The sequence below is a fragment of the Pseudomonas sp. ICMP22404 genome (genome assembly GCF_006227205.1).
Taxonomy (GTDB): domain Bacteria; phylum Pseudomonadota; class Gammaproteobacteria; order Pseudomonadales; family Pseudomonadaceae; genus Aquipseudomonas.
The window spans coordinates 374,603-395,798 of sequence record NZ_VCNG01000002.1 but is presented as its reverse complement, the minus strand read 5'-3'; the positions used below and the strand labels follow the sequence as shown (position 1 = coordinate 395,798).

The following is a 21,196-nucleotide window of genomic DNA, read 5'->3' as shown; positions in this document are numbered from 1 at the left end:
CGCTCAACGCGAATCGCTTCCAAAGACCTGCTTACCACATAGCGTACAATGGCGTTCTGGTGCAGCATTCCACCGCTTCGCCAATATTCGCCTGCCCCAGGCAAAAGTCCGATGTGTGTGCGCGGCGTCAGGTCGTCGCTTTATCAAGAGAAGCCCCATGACAACGCCATCACCGTTGAGTAAAACCGCCTCCCACCTTGAATTTGGCGTCGTCGGAATTGGCGCGTCTGCGGGCGGTTTGCAGGCGATCAAGCTGTTTTTCGAGAACATGCCCCAGGAAACCGGCATGGCCTTCGTGATCGTCCTGCACCTGTCGCCTGACCATCAAAGCATTGCCGACCAGATCATTCAGCAATCGACCAACATGCCGGTTGTGCAGGTCACCCAGACTGTACCCATTGAAAAGAACCACGTTTATGTCATTTCGCCAGCCCAGCAACTGGCGATGAACGATGGCTATCTGAATATCAGTCCCGTCGCCTCTACCCTCGATCGCCACTCCGCCATTGACCTGTTCTTCCGCGACCTTGCCAATGTTCACCGTGAGCGGGCCTTTTGCGTAGTGTTGTCGGGCAGCGGCTCGGACGGTGCCGTGGGGCTGTCGCGCATCAAGGAACAGGGCGGCGTCACCCTGGCGCAATCGCCGGAAGACGCCGAGTTCGACGGCATGCCCCGCGCCGCCATCGAAACACGCATGGTCGACCTGGTCTTGCCGGTAGTGGACATGCCGCAGAAAATCCTCGAACTGTGGCGTAATTCCCAAGCGATCACCCTTCCCAGCGCCATTGATCCTGGACTGGAAAATCACGCCGAACAGGAAGCTGTCGCCGCCGAGCACTATCTACACGAGATCCTGGCCTACCTGCGCAGCAGCACCGGTCACGACTTCAAGCACTATAAACGCGCCACGGTGCTTCGGCGGATCGAACGGCGGATGCAAGTCACCACCCAGCCCGATCTGGCGACCTATTCCCAGTACCTGCAAGGCAATCCAGAAGAGCCGAAGGCGCTGTTGGGGGACATGCTGATCGGCGTCACCAACTTTTTCCGCGACCGCGAGGCCTTCGAAGCGCTGGAGCGCGATGTGATACCGCAGCTGGTCGCCACCTTGACGCCGCCACGACCGGAACATGAAGAACTGCGTGTCTGGTCGGCGGGTTGCTCTACCGGGGAAGAGGTCTACAGCCTGGCGATGCTGCTCGACGACCAGCTGCAGGTAAAGGGCAGCAAAGCCAAGCTGCAACTGTTTGCCACGGACATCGACGAGCGTGCAATCAGCCTCGGGCGGGCCGGTCGTTACCCCCAGGCCATCGTCACCGATGTGCCGCCGACCCGCCTGCGCCAGTATTTCGTGAAGGAAGACGATCACTATCGAATTCGCAAGGAACTCCGAGAGAAGGTGTTGTTTGCCAAACACAGCCTGCTGGCGGATCCGCCGTTCTCGCAGATCGACCTGATCGTCTGCCGCAACCTGCTGATCTACCTGGATCGGGAAGTACAACGCGAAATCCTGCAGATGTTCCATTTCGCGCTTCGCCCCGGCGGTTTCCTGTTTCTCGGCACCTCCGAGAGCGCCGATGCCTGCCATGAACTGTTCAGCCCGGTGGACAAGCGCAACCGGATCTTCCGGGCCAAGAGCACCAGCCCCAACAGCCGGCGTGTTCCCACCATGCCTCGGGGTGGCTACACCCGCAGCAGCGGCCACTCGCTTCCCGAGCTGAAGAACCACGTGCAGCCCAAGCTGTCGTTCGCCGACATCCACCGGCGCGCCATCGAACGCGCCGCGCCGCCGAGCATGATCGTCGACACCAATGCCGACATCCTGCACATGAGTGAAGGCGCCGGGCGCTACCTGCGGCACGTCGGCGGCGAGTTGTCGCGCAACTTGCTGACGTTGATCCTGCCGGAGCTGCGCCTGGAAATCCGCACCGCACTGTTCCAGGTGCAACAGAGTGGTCTGGCGGTCAAGTCGCGGGACGTATCGATCAAGTATGAAGACCGGCATCTGCGGATCGACATGATCGTCCAACCCTACAGGGACGAGCAGTCGGACAGCGACTACCTGCTGGTGATCTTCGAGGAAAGTGACATCGACTCGGCGGAAGCGGCCATGGCCCAGGTGCAGACCGAAAGCCAGGTCCTGTCCAATCTCGAACGCGAGCTGCAACGCACCAAGCTGCACCTGCAAGACACGATCGAGCAGTCGGAGGTCTCCAACGAGGAGCTGAAAGCGTCCAACGAGGAAATGCAGGCCATCAACGAAGAGCTGCGCTCGGCTACCGAAGAGCTGGAAACCAGCAAGGAAGAGTTGCAGTCGATCAACGAGGAACTGCTGACGGTCAATTTCGAGCTCAAGACCAAAGTTGAAGAAACCGACAAGGTCAACGACTACCTGACCAACCTCATCGCCTCGACCGACATCGCCACGGTGTTTGTCGACCGGAGCATGCGCATCCGCTGGTTCACGCCCCGGGCCACGGAGATTTTCAACATGCTGCCGGTGGACACCGGTCGTTCACTGCTCGACATCACCCATCGCCTGGACTACACCGACCTGGCCGACGATGCGGCGCAAGTATTCGAATCACTGAACATGATCGAACGTGAAGTCAGCAGCATCAGTGACAAGCGTTGGTACATTGCCCGGTTGCTGCCGTATCGCTCCAGCGAAGACCATATCGACGGCACGGTGCTGACCTTCATCGACATCACCACCCGCCGCGCCGCCGAAGAGGAGTTGCGCCTGGGCGAAGAGCGCATGCGCCTGGTGGCGGAAAGCACCCATGACTACGCGATCATCATCCTCGACGAAGACGGCGTGATCACCCACTGGAACAAGGGTGCCGAGCTGATATTCGGCTATACCAAAGCGGAAGCTGAGGGCGCCTCCTACGAGTTCATTTTCTCCGAAGAGGATCGCGCCAAAGGTGCGCCGCAAGCTGAGCTGAAGACTGCCCGTACCCACGGTCGCGCCAAAGATGAACGCTGGCACCTGCGCAAGGACGGCAGCCTTTTCTATTGCAGCGGCGAGGTCACCCTGCTCAGCGGCGATCACCTGCAAGGCTACGTGAAGATCGCCCGCGACTTGACCGGGCACCAGCAGGAACACGAAAAACAGAGCCAGGAACTGAAACAGTCCCGCAATACCATTTCCCTGAAGGACGAGTTCTTTGCGGTCATGTCCCATGAGCTCAAGCATCCGCTGAACCTGATCCAGCTCAATGCCGAAATGCTGCGTCGCTTGCCGATCACTCGTACATCCAGTCCGGCGGCCAAAGCCGTGAACACCATCTGCGATGCGGTCAACAGCCAGGCACGCATCATTGACGACCTGCTGGATGTCGCCCGCGTACGCACCGGAAAACTCAAGCTGCAACCATCGCGAATCGACTTGACCGATGTGCTTCGCGACATCTACACCGTGGTGATCAACGCACAACACCAGACCCAGATCGACCTGCAATTGCCAGATGAACCGCTGGTCGTTTATGCCGATCCGATCCGGGTGGACCAGATCATCTGGAACCTGGTCAATAACGCGCTGAAATTCACCCCATCCATGGGACACATTCAACTGATCGCCCGTCGTCAGGATCAAATGGCGCGGATCGACATCAAGGACAATGGCATCGGTATTGCCGTGGAAAACCTCGAACACGTCTTCGACATGTTCGGCCAGGCGGAAAAACAACACGTTCACCATCAGCGCGAAGGCCTGGGCATTGGCCTGTCCCTGGTACGACAGCTGACCGAGGCTCAGCATGGAACCGTCCAGGTGACCTCGGCAGGACTCGGCGCCGGATGCACCTTCAGCGTCTGCCTGCCCCTGGCCGCCCCGCAGAGCGAAACCGTCCCGGTCGCGGCGATCGAATCGGCGACCGGCAAGCTCGATGGTTTGAACATCCTGCTGGTGGATGACTCGCCGGAAGTGCTGGAAACCATGAAGATGCTGCTGGAAATGGAAGACGCCCAGGTCCTGGCCTTTGACCAACCGCTGGAGGCGCTGAAGGCCGCGGAATCCCAACGTTTCGACCTGATCATTTCCGACCTGGGCATGCCGGTCATGAACGGCCATCAACTGATCAGCGCGCTGCGCCAACTACCGCTGGCGAAAAACGTCCCGGCCATCGCCCTCACCGGTTACGGCACCCATAGCGATGTTCAGAAATCCCATGCGGCAGGGTTCGATCAACACCTCGGCAAGCCGGTGTCCTATGACGCCCTGATCGAAACCATCGAAATGTTGCGGCGCTCGTGAGCGGGATCCGGCTTCCCTCATCGGCATGAGTACTCATTTACGGTTAGGCTTAGCGCAGCTCCCGAACGTTTTCTCAACTGGGGTCCACCTGAGTGATCAGACCATTCATCTTGCTACGTCGTCGATTTGCTTCCATGCGCTGGCGCACCCGCGTCACGTTGTGGGTGGCCGCTACCCTCGCCGGCTTGCTCGTCGTCATGTTCGCTCGCCTGGCCGACCTGGCTCTGGATCAATTCGCGCTGCAAACCGCTGAACGCCCCTGGCTACCGTTTATCTATACGCCTCTGATCGGCATGCTGGTGGTCGGGCTGACCAACCGCTTCTTGCCCGGTTGCCAGGGCAGCGGTATTCCCCAGGTGATCGCCGCTACCCGCTTGGCGCGTCAGGGTAAGCCCGTCAGCCAATTGGTGTCGTTAAAGATCGCCTTCGCCAAAATCGGCCTGGGCACCCTGGCCTTGACAGGTGGTTTCTCGGCCGGACGGGAGGGGCCATCAGTGCAGGTGGCGGCTTCAGTCATGCACTTCTTCCATCGCTACTTGCCCAACGCACGCATCATACGCAGTGAAGATCTGATTCTTGCCGGGGGCGCTGCCGGGATCGCGGCTGCGTTCAATACCCCGCTGGCGGGCATCGCCTTTGCCGTGGAGGAGTTGGGACGGCGCCTGGAGACACGTACCAGCGGGGTTTTGCTCAGCACCATTATTCTGTCCGGGATGGTGGCCATTGCCTTGCAGGGAAACTACAACTATTTCGGCCATTTCGGCGTGCAAGACGCCAGCATGGATATCATCCTGCCAGCGCTGCTGATTGCCGTTGGTTGCGGCCTGCTGGGTGGACTCTTCAGCCGCATGTTGTTATGGCCCCAGCGTTATCGGCACTCCCCGATCTGGCAGTGGCGGCATCAGCATCCGGTATGGTTCGCCGGCATCTGCGGACTGATTGTGGCGGTGCTCGGCATGCTCAGTGGCGGCATGTCATTTGGCAGCGGGTATGGCGTTACCAACCACGTCATTGCATCTGACATCGGCCTGCCGTGGCATGCCGCCCTGACCCGCTTCATTGCCACGGTGGTGACCTACTTTTCTGGTATCCCCGGCGGGATTTTTGCTCCCTGCCTGGCAGTGGGCGCAGCGATCGGCGCCAACATCTCAGATCTGTTCAACCTTGGCGTACAACCGGTCATTGCCCTGTGCATGGTGGGTTTTCTTGCCGCCGTGACCCAGTCGCCCATTACCTCAGCCATCATCGTCATGGAGATGATCGACAGTCATGGAATGGTTATCAGCCTTATGGGCGTTGCCCTTGTCGCCAAAGCCGTCAGCTCCCGGATGGGGCCCGAGCTGTATCAGCAAATGGCACGCGGTTTTGTGCAAACAGCGGAAAGTGCCTCCCCAGCGCAGAAGGCGGATCGGTGAAAACCCGCTCCGTCAGAATGAACAGGCGCAAGGACAAATGATCCAGGTGCCGCATCATGCCCACCCTTCAAGTCGCAACGTGGCACGCACCAGACGCTGCTCTTCGCTTTCGATTTCCTTGAGGTTGTCGCAGATGCTCTGGATATGCGCAACGGCGGCCTTGCGCGCCTGCTCGGGAAGGCGTCCGGTTACGGCGTTATAAAGCCGTGCATGTTGGCGATCGATTTGCCGCTTCTGCGGTGCGCGGTGATAGAGGTTGTTGACCGAGGCGAACACCGTGGTGAGCAGCAGGTCCGTCAGCGAGCGCAAGGTCTGCACCAGCACCGGGTTATGCGACGCCTCGCAGATTGCCAGGTGAAACGCATGATCGAGCCGGGCGTGTTCGGAGGGCTCCAATGCGCGGGTGTGGGCGTCGAGCAGCGCGTCGTAGCTGCGGGTGATCAGGACGAAATCGGCCTCCGTGCCGCGCAAGGCCGCCAACCGTGCGGACTCGCCTTCGAGCAGGCTGCGGACCTCGAACAGATCGTAAAGCGTGCGGGGCTGTGAGCTGAACAGGTGCATCAACGGTGACGCGGCACTGTTGCCCGACAGGTCGGCGACGAACGAGCCCTTGCCCTGCTCCGTCTTGATGATCCCGCGAGCACGCAACAGCTTCAGCCCTTCACGCAGCGCCGTGCGTGAAACACCGAGCTTTTCCGTCAGCCGACGCTCTGACGGCAACAACTGCCCCGTCTTGAGCACACCGTCCACGATCAGACGCTCGATGCGTTCGCACACCACATCGGCCACTTGCAGATTACGACGGGTCTGGGTGTCGTCCATTGCGCCTCCAACTGGTATGACCAGCTTAGCCATGGTGTTCAAGCCGACTTAGCACTTATCACAACTTGTTGTTTTTAAATGGTTTATTAAAAACAACAAGAAAATAGCCGGTCAAAAACTGGTTCGACCACCTCAACAAGGCATAGACAGTAGATCGCCTCGGACCAATGATGCAAGTCAGCTGCATGCGGAACCTGACCTCAAATAAAAACAACCGAGTGTCGCCGGCCGACTATGAACATTCTCTACGATGAACGCGTTGATGGTGCCCTGCCTGCCGTGGATAAAGCCACGCTGCTGCAGGCCTTGCAGGCGCGCTTGCCGGACCTTGAGATCCTGCACCAGCGCGAAGAACTCATGCCCTATGAATGCGACGGACTTTCCGCCTATCGCACCACGCCGCTGCTGGTGGTACTGCCCCGCCATCTCGACGAGGTTCGGGGCGTGCTGGCGCTGTGTCATGAACGGCAGGTTCCTGTCGTCACCCGGGGGGCCGGGACCGGTTTGTCCGGTGGTGCGCTGCCGTTGGAAAAAGGCGTTCTGCTGGTCATGGCACGCTTCAACAACATTTTGCACATCGACCCGGCCGCCCGTACCGCACGGGTCCAGCCCGGGGTGCGCAACCTGGCGATTTCCCAGGCGGCCGCGCCGTTTGGCTTGTACTACGCGCCGGATCCCTCCTCTCAGATTGCCTGTTCCATCGGCGGCAACGTCGCGGAAAATGCCGGTGGCGTGCATTGCCTCAAGTACGGTCTGACCGTACACAACCTGCTCAAGGTCGACATTCTCACCGTCGAGGGCGAACACCTGACCCTGGGCAGCGATGCGCTCGATTCGCCGGGCCTGGACCTGCTGGCGTTGTTCACTGGCTCCGAAGGCATGCTCGGGGTGATTACCGAGGTCACGGTCAAGCTGCTTCCCAAGCCGCAGACCGCGAAGGTGTTGCTGGCGGCGTTCGACTCGGTCGAAAAAGCCGGGCGCGCCGTGGGCGACATCATCGCCGCTGGCATCATTCCCGGTGGACTGGAAATGATGGACAACCTGGCCATCCGTGCCGCCGAAGACTTCATTCACGCCGGTTACCCGGTGGAAGCCGAAGCCATTCTGTTGTGCGAGCTCGATGGCGTTGAGGCCGACGTCCATGATGACTGCAACCGCGTGCGCCAGGTGTTGGAGCGGGCCGGCGCCACCGAAGTGCGCCAGGCCCGCGACGAGGCCGAACGCGTGCGTTTCTGGGCAGGGCGCAAGAATGCGTTTCCTGCCGTGGGCCGCCTTTCGCCGGATTATTACTGCATGGACGGGACCATCCCGCGTCGGGAGCTGCCCGGCGTATTGCACGCCATCGCCGCCTTGTCGGCCGAGTACGGCCTGCGGGTCGCCAACGTGTTTCATGCCGGCGACGGCAACATGCACCCGTTGATCCTGTTCGATGCCAACCAACCGGGCGAGCTCGATCGCGCCGAGGCCCTGGGGGGCAAGATCCTCGAACTGTGCGTGAAAGTCGGCGGCAGCATCACCGGCGAACACGGGGTGGGCCGCGAGAAAATCAACCAGATGTGCGCGCAATTCAACAGCGACGAATTGACCGTATTCCACGCCGTCAAAGCCGCCTTCGATCCGAGCGGCCTGCTCAACCCCGGCAAGAATATTCCGACGTTGCACCGCTGCGCCGAATTTGGCGCCATGCATGTGCACCTGGGGCAGTTGCCCTTCCCTGAGCTGGAGCGTTTCTGATGCACAGCACACACGATAGGGACGCCAGCGACGCGTTGCTGGAACAGGTCAACCAGGCGCTGAAGAACGCCACGCCGCTGTGGATCCACGGTGGCAACAGCAAAGCCTTCCTGGGGCGTTCGGTCACTGGGGAGCGCCTCGACACCCGGGTCCACCGGGGCATCGTCAGCTATGACCCGACGGAACTGGTGGTGACCGTGCGTTGCGGTACGCCCCTACGGGAACTGTCCGAGGTGCTGAGCGCCTCGCAGCAAATGCTGCCCTGCGAACCACCCTCCTTCGGCGACGACACGGTGGGCGGCATGATTGCCAGCGGACTCTCCGGCCCACGCCGCCCGTGGGCGGGTTCGGTGCGGGACTTCGTCCTCGGCACGCGGGTCATCACCGGCCAGGGCGAGCATCTGCGCTTCGGTGGCGAAGTCATGAAGAACGTCGCCGGTTACGACCTGTCGCGCCTGATGGCCGGCAGCTTCGGCACCCTTGGGGTGATCACCGACGTGTCGCTCAAAGTCCTGCCCAAACCTCGGCAAGCCTTGAGCATCAGCCTGGAAATGGACAGCGATCGCGCCTTGCTGCGTCTGGCGGAATGGGGCCAGCAACCGCTGCCGATCAGCGCCGCCTGCCACGATGGCCAACGCCTGCACCTGCGGCTCGAAGGCGGCGAAGGCTCGGTGGCGGCGGCCCATGACCGACTGGGCGGCGAGGTGTTGGACGCGTCGTATTGGGATGATCTGAACGTACATCGCTTGAGCTTCTTCGATGAAAATCTACCGCTGTGGCGCCTGTCCGTGCCACACAACACAGCGTGGCTGCCCTTGCCTGGCAGGCAACTGATCGACTGGGGCGGTGCCCAGCGCTGGCTCAAGTCCGGTGCCGAAGCCGCGTTCATTCGTCAGATCGTCGAAGGCGTTGGCGGTCATGTGACCTGTTACGACCACGGACTGATCGACAGTCCATTCCAACCGCTGCCTGACGCACTGATGCGCTACCACCGGAACCTGAAGCAACGGCTCGACCCACAGGGAATCTTCAACCCCGGTCGCCTCTACGCGGAGCTTTGAATCATGCAGACCACCTTGAGCGAAGAGGCCCGCCAACTGCCCCGCGCCGAAGAGGCCGAAAGCATCCTGCGCACCTGCGTGCATTGCGGCTTCTGCAATGCCACTTGCCCGACCTATCAGTTGCTCGGCGATGAACTGGATGGCCCCCGAGGGCGTATCTACCTGATCAAGCAAGTACTCGAAGGCAACCCGGTCACGGCGAAGACCCAGCAGCACCTGGATCGTTGCCTGTCGTGCCGCAACTGCGAAACCACCTGCCCCTCCGGGGTCGACTACCACAACCTGCTGGACATTGGCCGCGCCGTAGTCGATGCGGCGGTCGAACGGCCTCTCGGCCAGCGCCTGTTGCGCGAAGGGTTGCGAGCGGTCGTGCCCAATCCCGGCGTGTTCAAGGGACTGGTCAGCGGCGGCCGGGTGTTTCGGCCATGGCTGCCCGACACCCTGCGCGGCAAGTTACCTCGCCATGTCCCTGCCGCCAAACCGCGACCGGTGACCCGCCATGTCCGACAGGTGCTCATGCTCGAAGGCTGCGTACAACCGAGCCTGTCGCCCAATACCAACGCGGCCGCCGCCCGGGTCCTGGATCGATTGGGGATCAGTGTGACACCCGTTGCCGAAGCCGGCTGCTGCGGCGCCGTGGACTATCATCTGGACGCCCAGGCCGTGGGCCTGGATCGTGCGCGCCGCAACATCGATGCGTGGTGGCCGAACATCGAGAACGGTGCCGAGGCCATCGTGCAAACCGCCAGCGGTTGTGGCGCGTTCATCAAGGATTACGGGCACTTGCTCGGCAGCGACCCAATTTATGCCGAAAAGGCGAAAAAGGTCAGCGCCCTGGCCAAGGACCTGGTTGAAGTACTGCGCGAAGAGCCACTGGAAAAACTGAGCATCCACAGCGACCAGCGCCTGGCCTTCCACTGCCCCTGCACCTTGCAGCACGCGCAGAAACTGGGCGGCGCCGTTGAAGCGGTGCTGACGAAGCTGGGCTTCAACCTCACGCCGGTGCCCGACAGCCACTTGTGTTGCGGCTCGGCGGGCACCTATTCGATCACCCAGCCCGAACTGTCCCGGCAGCTGCGTGACAACAAACTCAACGCCCTGGAAAGCGGGCGCCCCGACGTGATTGTCACCGCCAATATCGGCTGTCAGACCCATCTCGACGGCGCGGGACGGACCCCGGTCCGGCACTGGATCGAGTGGGTCGAAGCCGCGCTGCCTTAAACCTGGAGCTCCCATGAAAAGCAAAGCCGTACTCGGCCAGAACGAAGTCAGCCGGATTCTCTCGGCCGCCCGCGATGAAGCGAACAGCAACCAGTGGGCCGTCGCCATCGTGATTGTCGATGATGGCGGTCACCCGCTGGCCCTGGAGCGCCTCGATGGCTGCGCGCCCATCGGTGCCTACATCGCCACCGAAAAAGCCCGCACCTCGGCCCTCGGCCGGCGCGAATCCAAAGGTTATGAAGAGATGGTCAACGGTGGACGCCAGGCCTTTTTGTCCGCGCCGCTGTTGACATCCCTGGAGGGTGGCGTCCCGATCATTGTCGACGGTCAGGTGATCGGCGCTGTGGGCGTGTCCGGGGTCAAGGCCGAGCAGGACGCCCAAGTCGCCAGAGCCGGCGCGCAATGCCTGAACTGAAGTGGACGGTAGCGTTCAAGCAAAAGCCCGATGCACTGCATCGGGCTTTTGCTTCACCGCAACGGTACCACCAGATTGATCAACCGGCAGTGACGGTCATGCCGCCGTCGGCCATGACCACCGAACCGACGATAAAGCTGGCGCGGTCCGAAGCGAGAAAAGCCACGACTTCGGCGATTTCCTCCGGTTGCGCGGCGCGACCGATGGGGGCGGCTTCTCCATGCTGGGCCAGGAAAGCCGGACCGTCATCGACCACATCGTTGAGGATGTTGGTCACCACATCGCCGACGCCGACGGCATTGACGCGAATGCCATGCCCGATCACTTCGAGCGCCAGTGTCCGGGTCAGTTGGGCCAACGCACCTTTCGATGCCGTGTAGGCGGCAATGGTCGGGAAGGCAAAATAGGAAGCATAGGATGCGATGTTGACGATGGCTCCGGCCTTGTTGGGCATCATGGCCTTGACCGCTTCGCGACAATGCAGGAAGGCCGCGGTGGCATTGACCGCCTGAATGCGCTCCCAGTCTTCGCGGGTCATGTCGATCACCAGTTTGTTGATGATGATCCCGGCGTTGTTGACCAGGATGTCCAGCCGGCCGAATTGCTCCACGGCCAATCCCACCGCGCGCTCGGCGGCGCCGTCCTCGGTGATGTCGGCCACCAGTGGCACCAGCCCGGGGCGCGCAAGTTCTTCGACGGCGGGGTTGCGGTCTTCGGCGACGACCTTGGCGCCACGGGCATGCAGCAGCAATGCGATCGCCTTGCCGATGCCACTGGCTGCGCCGGTGACCAGCGCGACTTTGCCTTCGACTTCGTTGGGTAGAGCGTGCTTGATAACAGTCATGATGTTCTCCTGCGTTGCGAGCCGAGGAGACATTCGCCGGCTCGGCGCCCCTGGGGCGCGGTCGTTATCGACGGCTTCACTGTCTCGCAACGGGGAACGCCGGGCTTTCGCAGGTTTGCCGAGGCTGTCGGGGTTTTGCGCTTGTGCGAAAAATCCGGATAACATCCATGAAACGTTCGAGCGATTAGCAATGATTTCAGACCCAGGCACGCCCACCCTCGACCAGCTCCGTGTATTCCTGACCGTGGTCGATGTCGGCAGCTTCGCCGGCGCGGCGCGCAAACTGCATCGGGCCACTTCCGTGGTGAGCTACTCGATCGCCAACCTGGAAATGCAGCTCGGCGTCAGCCTGTTCGACCGCAAGACCACCCGCAAACCCCAACTGACCGATGCCGGGCGCACCGTGCTGGCCGAAGCACGCACCATCTACAACGGCATCGACGGCCTGCGGGCCAAGGTTCGCGGGCTGCTGCACGGCCTTGAAGCCGAAGTGCACCTGGTACTCGACGTGATGCTGCCCAGTGAGCGGATGGTCGACGCGCTCAAGGCGTTTCGCGAACAGTTCCCGACCGTGTCGCTGCACTTGCATATCGAGGCCCTGGGCGGCGTGACGCAGCGGGTGTTCGACCGCATGGCCACGCTGGGGGTGAGCGGCCCGCTGACCAATAACCTCGACGGCATCGAGCGTATCGGCGTGGGCAAGGTGGCCTTGATACCGGTCGCTGCACCCGATCACCCATTGGCACAACCGGGGCCACATGCGCCGGGTACCGGGCGCTCCCACGTCCAATTGGTCCTCACTGACCGTTCCCGTCTGACCGAAGATCAAGAGTTCGCGGTGATCGGCACCCGTACCTGGCGATTGGCGGATCTGGGCGCCAAGCACATGTTGCTTCGCGAAGGCATCGGCTGGGGCAACATGCCCATCGACCGGGTGCGCGACGACCTGGCCAGCGGCCGACTGGTGCTTCTCGAACTGCCCGACTGCGCCGGCGGCGATTATGCCTTTGACGCCATCTACCGGACGGACATGCCACCCGGGCCCGCGACGCGCTGGTTGATCGAGCGCTTCAAGGCACAGGTAACCGACTTCTGAATAGTGGATAAGGCCAGACCTTGCGTTCACCCGCGAACAGTTCTGTACAAGGAGCCTCCTGTGCACCCGTCTGAATATGATGACCTGGCAGCCGGCGATACCCAACGCATCATGGCCGAAACCATGCCCCGCCACCTGCCGGGAACACCCCAGGCATTGCCATCACACCCGCACCTGCAGGATGTGGTAGTCCAGTTGTTCAGCCATCACAGCGTCATCGAGCCGATACGGGTACCCGCCGTCGTGGAACCGTTGCTGGTATTGGTCCTGGCAGGCAAGGCCAGGGTCGAGGAGCGCGCCCTCGACGGCGCATGGGCAGCCACCACCGTGGAGGCCGGCGACTTTTTCCTCACCAATACCCACGAACCCTATGAAATGCGTTGGCAAACCCTGGAGAGCGACACCTTCGAGGTGATGCACTTGTATCTCGACCTGTCGCTGATCGACCAGGCTGCCCGCGATCTTTTCGGCGAGCACTGCGCGTCCGTGAGTTTTCTGGACATCTCCGGCGCCCGGGATGAGCGGGTGCGCTTCATCCTCGAGCAGTTGCGCATCGAACTCATCGAAGAACGCCAGCCCAGCCCGCTGTTCGTTCATAGCCTGGCCGTGGCACTGGCCGTGCACTTGATCCGTCGTTACCCCGATCCACACGGCAACCAGAGACGCGGCAGCGCGCTGCAAGCGTATAAGTTGCGCCGTGTCCTGACGGCAATGAACGAGGGCCTGGCCGATGAGTTCAACCTGGCGCAACTGGCCCGGATCGCCGAATTGAGCGAGTACCACTTCAGCCGGGTATTCAAGCGCGCGACCGGATTGTCGCCCTCGCAGTACTTCATCCGCCTGCGGATGAGTCGCGCCCGGCACCTGTTGCTGGAAACCGACCGCAGTATCATCGACATCGGACTGGAGGTCGGTTATTCCAGCCCCAGCCATTTCTCCCAGGTGTTTCGTCGCGAGGTGGGTGTCACGCCCAGCGCTTACCGCCAGACGTGAGATGCCCTGTCCAGGGGAAATCGCCTATGAAAAAAGCCGGGCTTCTGCCCGGCTTGGTTCGCTACCGATTCCCGGCTTACCGACGGGCGTCGAGCACCAGCTTGCCACGGATATGCCTCTCCTGGCTCTTGCGCAGTGCGTCTTGCGCCTGGGACAAAGGCAGCACCTCGACCTCGATTACCAGCTCGCCAGTTTCGAACAGCGCGGCGATCTCCTGAAGCTGCGCGCCATCGGAGCGTGTAGCGAAATGCTTACCGGTCGCCCCAACAGCCTCGGCCCGCCTGGCATCGGGTGGGCTCACCGGGGACACCAGCACTCCGCCGGGTTTCAACACCGACCAGGAGCGTTCCTGGGTATCGCCACCGACCAGGTCCAGCACCACATCCACCGGCTCGATTGCGGCCTCGAATGCCGCCTGGTTGTAATCGATCATCTGCGTGGCGCCCAACTTGAGCAAGTAGTCATGGTTGCGCGCCGAGGCGGTGGCGATAACGGTGGCACCCGCAATACGCGCCATCTGCACCGCCATGCTACCGACGCCACCCGCAGCGCCGTGGATCAGCACCCGTTGGCCGGCCTTGATCTGCCCGTGCTCATGCAGGGCCTGCCATGCGGTCAAGGCGACGGCCGGGACACCGCCGGCGTGCAACGCCGACAGCCGTTTGGGCCGATGGGCGAGACGGTCCGCACTGGCGACCACCTCAGTGGCGTACCCACCCACGATATTGATAAAGCCGAACACCTCATCGCCGATGGCGAAGCCCGTGACCTTTTCTCCTATGGCCGCCACACGACCGGCGACCTCGACGCCAGGGGTGTAGGGCAACTGCAGCGGAATGAAAGCCTTCATGGCACCGGAAAGAACCTTCCAGTCAATCGGATTCACCCCGCTACCGGCCACCTCGATCAGCACCTCCCCCTGGCCTGGCACTGGTGATGGAAGTTCCTCGAACGACAAACCTTCGACCTGCCCGTATTGCGCTACGCGAATCGCTTTCATATCTCACCTCATAAGAAGAATGGCGAGCCGGCGGGGAGCCGGCTTCGAGTTACGCGCGGCGCGCGTCCAGGCTGAAACGACCGGCACCAAAGGCGACAACCTGCAACAGGCCGCCCGCCATGGCAACGTTCTTGAAGAAATGGATGAACTGGTTCTGGTCGCCCAGTTGATTGTGGAACGCCAACGCGGTGGCGACACTGAACAGGGCCAGCCCGGCCGCGACCAGTCGTGTGCGGTAACCCAGGACCAGCGCGATGCCCCCGCCCACTTCCACCAGGATGGCGATGGCCAGCGCCAGGCTCGGGAACGGCAGGCCGACCGATCCGATGTAAGCGATCATGCCGGCTGACGCGCTGATCTTGGAGACGCCGGAGAGCAGGAAGATGGCGCTCAGCAAGATACGACCGGAGAGCGCAACCGATGAAGACGGTGTGCTGGCGGAACCGATGGCAGTGGTGGCAAGAGTGCTGGACGACAGGTTGGAATGAGTCATGGCGATTTCCTCTGGAAGGGCCCACCACCTTGGTGAACCGCAATGAGGGAAATTCTGCGGGCAATTCACTTATCTAAAAAGACGCCTAATTTCGATCGTTAGGTTTCATAAAATAGAAAAGATTGAATCCTACCGAAGGGTTATGGCTTGGCGTTGTACGCAGACCTGGGGCCGGCCGATTGTTGTTCTGCCTTGAATTCACATGGCAACTTCACGGGATTTATCTCTACGCCCCAAACAAGAAGAATGCCCGCAAGCCCGCCCAGGTACACCGCACCGTCTGTCCCGGAGCCCGTACCGACACCCCGGCTCCTAGTCATCCGCCGCTGCGCAAGGACTCCCCATGACACGCGAAACCGCATCGCCATTACGCTCCGTTCTGACCACGCTGAGCACACGAGCCACGGACCTCGAACCTTATCTGTACGCCTTGCTGCGAACCGTCTTCGCTGTCGTGCTGTTGACCCACGGACTCCCCAAGGCGCTGCGAACCTCCCACGGCTCGATGGCCGATCCCATGGCCGCATCGATCAACCTCATCCAGAACGTGATGGGGCTGCCTTTTGCTGCGCAACTCGCTTTTCTGGTCATGCTGCTGGAAACAGCAGGCGCCCTCCTGCTGGCGATGGGCCTCGCCACGAGGCTGGTCGCCCTGCTTATCGCCCTTCAAATGCTTGCCATCAGCTATGCGCTGGGACCGACATGGCCCTGGATAGACCGGGGCATCGAATTTCCGGTGTTGATGGGGTTTCTGGCGCTCTACATCGTGGCGCGCGGCGGTGGAGCGTATTCGGTGGATGCACGCTTGGGACGGTACTGACCTCGTTTCAGGCATGGGTAGGCACGTCCGTGGCCGCGCAGGCACAGTCCGGGATAGGCTGGCACAAATTGGGACAGCCTATGCAATACCCTTGCGGCCGGTGCAACAGGAGTCAGCCGTCACATACTCGGTCAGATCAACTAGCAGTTCTGGCCGCTTGCTTCGGAAGTCACTCGACACTCATCGTCGACAGCCAGGGCAACGCAGATCCCATCCAGCTCGGCAGCCCGCGTCGCCTAAAAACCATCTACCAGACCGACCTGCAGAGCGCCTAAATGGCCGGGCGCAAAGCCAGCCTGGAACAGACCACCGAGCCCCCGTACTGAATGTACATTGCCATCTTCGACGGAAAAACCCGTAGCAGCCACCGCGCCATGCACAGCCAGGTCTTGCGCCACGACGACCCCATCTGGTCAACCATCTTCCCGCCCAACGGCTTCAGCTGCCGCTGCCGCGTCATCGCCCTGAACGAAGCCGCTGTCAAACGCTGCGGGCTTACCGTTATTTCCAGCCAACGGAAAAGCTTCACCGAAACCATCGAGACCGGCACCGACAAACGCACCGGCGAGACCAGAACCGCCACCGTCACGGGCCTGCGAATCACCAACGCCCAAGGCCACGCCATCACATACTGAGTTCTAGTTAGTGTAAAGCTTTGATATGGCCACTTCGTAATTTGTTTTAATTAAAAGCTTACCCGCTATATCGGCACGCCTATAAATTTCTCCTTTAAACCCCATTATCATCTCAGCCAGATCACTCAGGGTTTTATCTTTAGGCTCTAGGCTAAGTCGTGTATAACGCATACCTTGGCAAAACTCCTCATCATCAAAGTAATCGAACGCAGATTCGACATATGAATCTATATAGGACTCAATGTGCATGACATGATCAAGCAGCATATCAAGCCGTTTGTTGTTCGAGCGAGAAGCAGTGTAGCCTAGCCGTTTAAACTCTCCTCTTAAATACCCTATTTTAATTCTTCGATCTATAAGACTCGATCGTATTTGCTGTGCATTTTTCAATGCATTCCTAACTGTGCGCCTCATAACATCATTTTCTTTATATCTGCTTGCTCTCGGCAAATTATGTGTAACATCTAATGCGCCGATATACGCTGGGGAAAGTTGCTTGAGAGCGTTTTCAACAGATTTAAGGGCCTCCCACAGCTCTGTTGCTTTTTTATAAGCATCGCTCATTGCGCTTTCCTTGAACTTGTCCCGCCATTTGGCGGTTTTTCGTAAAGCAACGAGACTGATTGCTGCTGATAAAAAAGCGACAATATTACTGATAGCTGTGGAATTCAAAACAGTCAAAAAGGTTGATAGCCAATCCGTTAATTCAAGAAGCTCTTCCATTAGCACCTCCAACGCCGCACCTAAATAGTTGGGTTCTTCTAAATGTTACAGTTTCTAAATATTGTCTTTGAGTGGTCCCACCATTGAAAAATTCGACGAGCTGGATCCACGGAAATGAGCGCGAGCAAATTTTCAAGGCATTGCTGCCGTACATGCAAGTCTATGATCGCCAGTTGCTCATCGAGCGACATAGTCGCTACCTGTAACCATCCGCGCAGGCAGTGTCAGCCTGCGCTTTCCCCTAAGACCTCAAGCGCAGCCAATACCAAAACGACCGTCCCACAGCGTGGGGACAGTCATATCCCGAACAGTCCCCGAGGGAATCCGGTTTCATCGGGAAAGCCCAGCGCCGCCAATAGGCAGCCAGGTAACACGGGTTTAGCGTCGATGACGTCGGCCACCTGATGTATCCATTTCGAGTTGACGCCGATGTTTTTGACCAGATACCAGAGTACCGCGATCAGACCATAAAGACGACTCGTCGCATTCGAGTCGAGGCCGAGCCTCTGGAAGTAGGGATCGTTTGGCACGGTGGGTACAGGATTGGCTGAAACCTGGTTCCAGATGCGGCTATGGTGCGCACACCGGTTGCGTAGGATGCTGATCTCCTGGAGCCATTCTTTAAGAATTTTTGCATGAGTGAGGCCGAACCGTTTGCAGACTCTGTTCCGATGGCCGTCTTTGAGTATCTCGTAGTACTTCGATGCTATTCCAAAGTCCCATGCCTCGACGATCACCCAAAAGGGCATTGCTTTACGCTGCTGTCGATGCCACTCGATACTGTCCTCGCGGCTACGAGCAATTTGCTCTTCTTGACGCTTTGACCAGTCGTTCCAAATGTTGCGTGGCTTACCCTGTTTGGTCGTGAAGGTCCTGGTTTGCGAAGGATTGATATAGCGGATGTCCTGATAGGCCAGCGGGTCGTGAAAACCCACCTCGTGAGCGATTGCCGAGCGTAGGTGCACCTCAACGCGCTCAATGGCGTCCAGCATCAGTTGGCGCAATTTTTTGTCGAACAGATAGAGTTCAATAACGGAATCGAAATGGGTGCCTGGGGTAAACGCGTTTTGACGTCGTGGTTTTTTACCAGCGGCGCACAGCACCACATCTCCCCTGGCAGTACGAAGGAATTCACGGCACGGATACCAGAATCCGCTCAAGCGGTAGTAGCCAATCTGACTGAGTTTACGTTTGGCGCGGGGCACATCGAGGATCTGCATACCACGACTGGTGAGCAGAGTGCACAGATCGCTATAGGATCGAAACGGCTTTGGCGGAGCTAATGGCTGCGACATCCTTTGTCCAGAAACAAGAAGGCCCGAACATAGTGCTGGACTGAGCCAGCACCAGAGGTTCGGGCGCTATTGGGTTAAGTATCTGCGCTCATCACCGTGGCGTCAATGCGGCGTGTGCCCCTGTGGACCGTCATGGTTTTACCCCGTACAGGTCCAGCCCGGATTTGGGCGTAACGGCCATTACCACGCCATTAATGACCGCCTTTGCCCAACACTGTGAAATGATGCGCAGCCCAGGCGTGTCGGTCGGTATCGCGTATGAACGCTGCGTCTTTGGCAAACTCATCGGGTACCAATCCCGGTCGCTGAATTTGCAGCGACCTGAGGAAAATATCCCGGTGAAGCGCTGGCCATCAAGATCGTTACGATTAAAAAAACACCGTAAAAAACACCTCCTACGCAACTATCGGAGTTTGCCTACGACCCTGAAAAAGCTCATCCATTTTATCCAACGGGTCGAGTACTCCAGCCATACACCCCCGTAACACCGAGCCCTAATCCCGAGGCTACGTCACCTTGCGCCTTTGCCTACAACTAAGCCAGAATCCGCCCGATTGTGTGCCCCGGGCCGTACCGGTAGCTTGGTTTCCGTCACTGCTCATCAGTGATCGGGTTTAGCGACCCGAACCGTAGGCACATAAGCGTCCATGCTTCGTTGCGGGATCTAACTGCAATGACGTTATGGCGGCTGTATGTAGGAGACCTTCGGGTCTACCGGGTGCCTATGTCCGGTTCGCTAACCTGCGTGCAGTCGCCACCATTCTGTTTAGCGACAGGTCTTGGCGGCTCCTATTCCCCATAGGAGCGTCATCATGTTCAAAGTAACTCCCAACCCTCCGCAAACGGACCCCAGCTCCAACGGCCTCGACCCAAAGAAAGTCCAAGAGGCCACCGATCGGGCGTTGGATTTCTATCTGAACCCGAAAGAAACCAACGCCAAAACCGCCCCACCCCCGGGCCAACTCTTCACCGTCATCGACGGCATCGACACTGAAAGTCTGCTCGCCAACCTCAGCGAAAACCTGGCCTCGGCCAACGCCATGATCAACGACCTGGCATTCGACCTTGAGGGGTCGCGGCGGCATGTTGCGCTGGGTATTCAGCAAGTCATCGAGTTGAGTGATCTGTTGGCAAATCGGGCGTTGGATAACGTCGATCCACGCTAGCACCCAGCCTGTAAAGCAAGGCCGAGTCGGACCGGCACGGGAGCGTTGAGCCACTAAGCGCTATAAGCTCCCGTCACCTGCGTGTATCAGCCCAACTCACGTTGCCCGGAGCCGATCCCGGATTCCGGTATCAAGACATTGTAAAACGCGTCAGAAGCCTTGCCCCCTGCGCAAAAATCTAAACTCTATGTACCTCGCCCCCAGAGCCCGAGTTTTTCGCGCTCGGCATCAGGTAGGCTAAGAGAGTCCTGTACTATGCCCCCTCCCCGCCAACCACCTATGAACGTGAAAACATGGAACTGCACTCAGTCTTGGCCTTTACCCTGGTCGCCGCGATTGCTATCGCTAGCCCTGGACCTGCGACGCTGATGGCGATCAACAACAGTCTGGCGTACGGGCCGCGTTACGCGGTGTGGTCATCCTTGGGCAATGCGTGCGGACTGTTCTGCCTGTCGGCTGCCGCGATGTCCGGCCTGGGCGCCTTGCTCGCCAGCTCCGAATGGATGTTCAACGCGGTGAAAGTCCTGGGGGCCGGCTACCTGTTCTACCTGGGTGCGAAGCAGTTGTTCAACAAACGCCCGATCCTCGCCCAGGATGTGCAGCCGGACGGAAAAGCAGCGGCCCCGTCGCGAATGAAGCTCTACAAGTCGGCGTTCCTCACCGCCGCCACCAATCCCAAAGCAACCATGTTCTTTACCGCCCTGTTCCCACAATTCATCGACCAGAGCGCAGCGCTGCTGCCGCAATTCCTGCTACTCACGACAATCTTCATGGGGTTGTCGCTGACATCATTGAGCGTGTACGCCCTCGCGGCAGCTCAGGTCAAAGGCTTGCTGACCCGCCCGGCGTTCTCCGTGTGGATCAGCAGGCTGGTGGGCTCGACGTTCATCGGCTTCGGCGCGGCTATTCTCGCCATGCGCCGGCCTACCGCTTGAGAGCAGCCCAGACTCGGGCGTAAACACGCCCGTCGAAGGCCACGGCGAAATGACTATCAGCCGGTAAGCGCCAGCCTGCCCATCGCCAGCCAACTGCTCTCTTCCTCGAGAAGAACTGCACCTGCCTGAAGCAAACACAAGGCTAGAAGATTTTCTATCGATAAAACACATTTAATCTCGTTTGTTGACCGCCAGAAATGACCGGAAAATCCCAACCAAGCCAGGGAGATTAACCCAAGAAACCAGGGCAGCAGAGTCATTTGACGCTGC

Annotated in this window: 19 protein-coding genes and 1 pseudogene; 12 read left to right on the top strand and 8 right to left on the bottom strand. The window is 59.9% G+C overall.

Translation table 11 applies throughout. The features are described 5' to 3' along the window. Nucleotides 1-157 precede the first annotated feature (157 nt). Both FGE05_RS05565 and FGE05_RS05560 read left to right on the top strand, forming a co-directional pair. Nucleotides 158-4,258, top strand: coding sequence for a CheR family methyltransferase (locus FGE05_RS05565; RefSeq protein WP_139642242.1), 4,101 nt, complete (start codon nt 158-160; stop codon nt 4,256-4,258). A gap of 134 nt (nt 4,259-4,392) precedes the next feature. Then, entirely contained in the window at nt 4,393-5,673 is a 1,281-nt protein-coding gene (locus FGE05_RS05560) for a chloride channel protein (protein ID WP_139642240.1), read from the top strand. 54 nt (nt 5,674-5,727) lie between these two features. On the opposite strand, the gene glcC is transcribed toward FGE05_RS05560, so the two are convergent. Beyond that, entirely contained in the window at nt 5,728-6,495 is a 768-nt protein-coding gene (glcC, locus tag FGE05_RS05555) for a transcriptional regulator GlcC (protein ID WP_139642238.1), read from the bottom strand. A 234-nt stretch (nt 6,496-6,729) separates the two neighbouring features. Between glcC and glcD the strand changes: the two genes are divergently transcribed. From glcD to FGE05_RS05535, 4 genes are read left to right on the top strand one after another with little or no spacing between them, the layout of a single operon-like run. After that, on the top strand, nt 6,730-8,229 hold the full coding sequence (glcD, locus tag FGE05_RS05550; RefSeq protein ID WP_139642236.1) for a glycolate oxidase subunit GlcD: 1,500 nt from the start codon (nt 6,730-6,732) through the stop codon (nt 8,227-8,229). Continuing rightward, nucleotides 8,229-9,290, top strand: a complete 1,062-nt coding sequence (gene glcE, locus FGE05_RS05545) for a glycolate oxidase subunit GlcE (RefSeq protein ID WP_139642234.1) — start codon at nt 8,229-8,231, stop codon at nt 9,288-9,290. The genes glcD and glcE overlap by 1 nt, the downstream gene beginning before the upstream one ends. Before the next feature lie 3 nt (nt 9,291-9,293). Further along, entirely contained in the window at nt 9,294-10,511 is a 1,218-nt protein-coding gene (glcF, locus tag FGE05_RS05540; RefSeq protein WP_139642232.1) for a glycolate oxidase subunit GlcF, read from the top strand. Nucleotides 10,512-10,524: 13 nt separating this feature from the next. Then, the gene (locus tag FGE05_RS05535) at nt 10,525-10,926 is read left to right on the top strand and encodes a heme-binding protein (RefSeq protein WP_024776341.1); all 402 of its coding nucleotides are present in this window, start codon (nt 10,525-10,527) and stop codon (nt 10,924-10,926) included. A gap of 79 nt (nt 10,927-11,005) precedes the next feature. Here the strand turns inward: FGE05_RS05535 and FGE05_RS05530 are convergent, their stop codons facing one another. Continuing rightward, a complete protein-coding gene (locus tag FGE05_RS05530) occupies nt 11,006-11,770 on the bottom strand; it encodes an SDR family NAD(P)-dependent oxidoreductase (protein ID WP_139642230.1) in 765 nt (254 codons plus the stop codon). 190 nt (nt 11,771-11,960) lie between these two features. On the opposite strand from FGE05_RS05530, the gene FGE05_RS05525 reads away from it, so the two are divergent. Beyond that, nucleotides 11,961-12,866, top strand: a complete 906-nt coding sequence (locus FGE05_RS05525) for a LysR family transcriptional regulator (protein ID WP_139642228.1) — start codon at nt 11,961-11,963, stop codon at nt 12,864-12,866. A gap of 111 nt (nt 12,867-12,977) precedes the next feature. Further along, nucleotides 12,978-13,859 (top strand): helix-turn-helix domain-containing protein, encoded by an 882-nt coding sequence (locus tag FGE05_RS05520; RefSeq protein WP_373682432.1) that lies wholly within the window; start codon nt 12,978-12,980, stop codon nt 13,857-13,859. Nucleotides 13,860-13,935: 76 nt separating this feature from the next. Here the strand turns inward: FGE05_RS05520 and FGE05_RS05515 are convergent, their stop codons facing one another. Together FGE05_RS05515 and FGE05_RS05510 are read right to left on the bottom strand one after the other, a co-directional pair. After that, entirely contained in the window at nt 13,936-14,859 is a 924-nt protein-coding gene (locus FGE05_RS05515; RefSeq protein ID WP_139642226.1) for an NADP-dependent oxidoreductase, read from the bottom strand. Between the two features lie 49 nt (nt 14,860-14,908). Continuing rightward, complete coding sequence (locus FGE05_RS05510; RefSeq protein ID WP_139642225.1) at nt 14,909-15,352, bottom strand: DoxX family protein; 444 nt, start codon at nt 15,350-15,352, stop codon at nt 14,909-14,911. A gap of 343 nt (nt 15,353-15,695) precedes the next feature. Between FGE05_RS05510 and FGE05_RS05505 the strand changes: the two genes are divergently transcribed. Next, the gene (locus tag FGE05_RS05505; protein ID WP_139642223.1) at nt 15,696-16,172 is read left to right on the top strand and encodes a DoxX family protein; all 477 of its coding nucleotides are present in this window, start codon (nt 15,696-15,698) and stop codon (nt 16,170-16,172) included. Between the two features lie 326 nt (nt 16,173-16,498). After that, nucleotides 16,499-16,807 carry a phage minor head protein gene (locus FGE05_RS30045; protein WP_241802186.1) on the top strand — a complete coding sequence of 103 codons (309 nt, stop codon included), beginning with the start codon at nt 16,499-16,501 and terminating at the stop codon, nt 16,805-16,807. A 3-nt stretch (nt 16,808-16,810) separates the two neighbouring features. On the opposite strand, the gene FGE05_RS05495 is transcribed toward FGE05_RS30045, so the two are convergent. The 3 genes and pseudogenes from FGE05_RS05495 to FGE05_RS05485 all read right to left on the bottom strand — a co-directional run. After that, entirely contained in the window at nt 16,811-17,530 is a 720-nt protein-coding gene (locus FGE05_RS05495; RefSeq protein WP_139642221.1) for a hypothetical protein, read from the bottom strand. 296 nt (nt 17,531-17,826) lie between these two features. Beyond that, nucleotides 17,827-18,825, bottom strand: coding sequence for an Abi family protein (locus FGE05_RS05490; RefSeq protein ID WP_257225594.1), 999 nt, complete (start codon nt 18,823-18,825; stop codon nt 17,827-17,829). Between the two features lie 130 nt (nt 18,826-18,955). After that, a pseudogene (locus tag FGE05_RS05485) lies at nt 18,956-19,106 on the bottom strand (DUF3077 domain-containing protein); the annotation flags it as partial. Between the two features lie 531 nt (nt 19,107-19,637). Between FGE05_RS05485 and FGE05_RS05480 the strand changes: the two are divergent. Continuing rightward, the gene (locus FGE05_RS05480; RefSeq protein ID WP_139642215.1) at nt 19,638-19,991 is read left to right on the top strand and encodes a DUF6124 family protein; all 354 of its coding nucleotides are present in this window, start codon (nt 19,638-19,640) and stop codon (nt 19,989-19,991) included. 293 nt (nt 19,992-20,284) lie between these two features. Beyond that, nucleotides 20,285-20,926, top strand: a complete 642-nt coding sequence (locus FGE05_RS05475; RefSeq protein ID WP_139642213.1) for a LysE family translocator — start codon at nt 20,285-20,287, stop codon at nt 20,924-20,926. Nucleotides 20,927-20,982: 56 nt separating this feature from the next. On the opposite strand, the gene FGE05_RS05470 is transcribed toward FGE05_RS05475, so the two are convergent. After that, complete coding sequence (locus FGE05_RS05470; RefSeq protein ID WP_139642212.1) at nt 20,983-21,186, bottom strand: hypothetical protein; 204 nt, start codon at nt 21,184-21,186, stop codon at nt 20,983-20,985. Nucleotides 21,187-21,196 lie beyond the last annotated feature (10 nt).

Coding starts and splice junctions, on each gene's coding strand:
- FGE05_RS05530 (WP_139642230.1), bottom strand. CDS start 11,770: ATGACTGTTATCAAGCACGCTCTACCCAACGAAGTCGAAGGCAAAGTC.
- FGE05_RS05535 (WP_024776341.1), top strand. CDS start 10,525: ATGAAAAGCAAAGCCGTACTCGGCCAGAACGAAGTCAGCCGGATTCTC.
- FGE05_RS05565 (WP_139642242.1), top strand. CDS start 158: ATGACAACGCCATCACCGTTGAGTAAAACCGCCTCCCACCTTGAATTT.
- FGE05_RS05480 (WP_139642215.1), top strand. CDS start 19,638: ATGTTCAAAGTAACTCCCAACCCTCCGCAAACGGACCCCAGCTCCAAC.
- FGE05_RS05515 (WP_139642226.1), bottom strand. CDS start 14,859: ATGAAAGCGATTCGCGTAGCGCAATACGGGCAGGTCGAAGGTTTGTCG.
- FGE05_RS05525 (WP_139642228.1), top strand. CDS start 11,961: ATGATTTCAGACCCAGGCACGCCCACCCTCGACCAGCTCCGTGTATTC.
- FGE05_RS05560 (WP_139642240.1), top strand. CDS start 4,393: ATGCGCTGGCGCACCCGCGTCACGTTGTGGGTGGCCGCTACCCTCGCC.
- FGE05_RS05475 (WP_139642213.1), top strand. CDS start 20,285: ATGGAACTGCACTCAGTCTTGGCCTTTACCCTGGTCGCCGCGATTGCT.
- FGE05_RS30045 (WP_241802186.1), top strand. CDS start 16,499: ATGTACATTGCCATCTTCGACGGAAAAACCCGTAGCAGCCACCGCGCC.
- FGE05_RS05510 (WP_139642225.1), bottom strand. CDS start 15,352: ATGACTCATTCCAACCTGTCGTCCAGCACTCTTGCCACCACTGCCATC.
- glcD (WP_139642236.1), top strand. CDS start 6,730: ATGAACATTCTCTACGATGAACGCGTTGATGGTGCCCTGCCTGCCGTG.
- glcC (WP_139642238.1), bottom strand. CDS start 6,495: ATGGACGACACCCAGACCCGTCGTAATCTGCAAGTGGCCGATGTGGTG.
- FGE05_RS05520 (WP_373682432.1), top strand. CDS start 12,978: ATGGCCGAAACCATGCCCCGCCACCTGCCGGGAACACCCCAGGCATTG.
- FGE05_RS05495 (WP_139642221.1), bottom strand. CDS start 17,530: ATGGAAGAGCTTCTTGAATTAACGGATTGGCTATCAACCTTTTTGACT.
- FGE05_RS05505 (WP_139642223.1), top strand. CDS start 15,696: ATGACACGCGAAACCGCATCGCCATTACGCTCCGTTCTGACCACGCTG.
- FGE05_RS05470 (WP_139642212.1), bottom strand. CDS start 21,186: ATGACTCTGCTGCCCTGGTTTCTTGGGTTAATCTCCCTGGCTTGGTTG.
- FGE05_RS05490 (WP_257225594.1), bottom strand. CDS start 18,825: ATGTCGCAGCCATTAGCTCCGCCAAAGCCGTTTCGATCCTATAGCGAT.
- glcE (WP_139642234.1), top strand. CDS start 8,229: ATGCACAGCACACACGATAGGGACGCCAGCGACGCGTTGCTGGAACAG.
- glcF (WP_139642232.1), top strand. CDS start 9,294: ATGCAGACCACCTTGAGCGAAGAGGCCCGCCAACTGCCCCGCGCCGAA.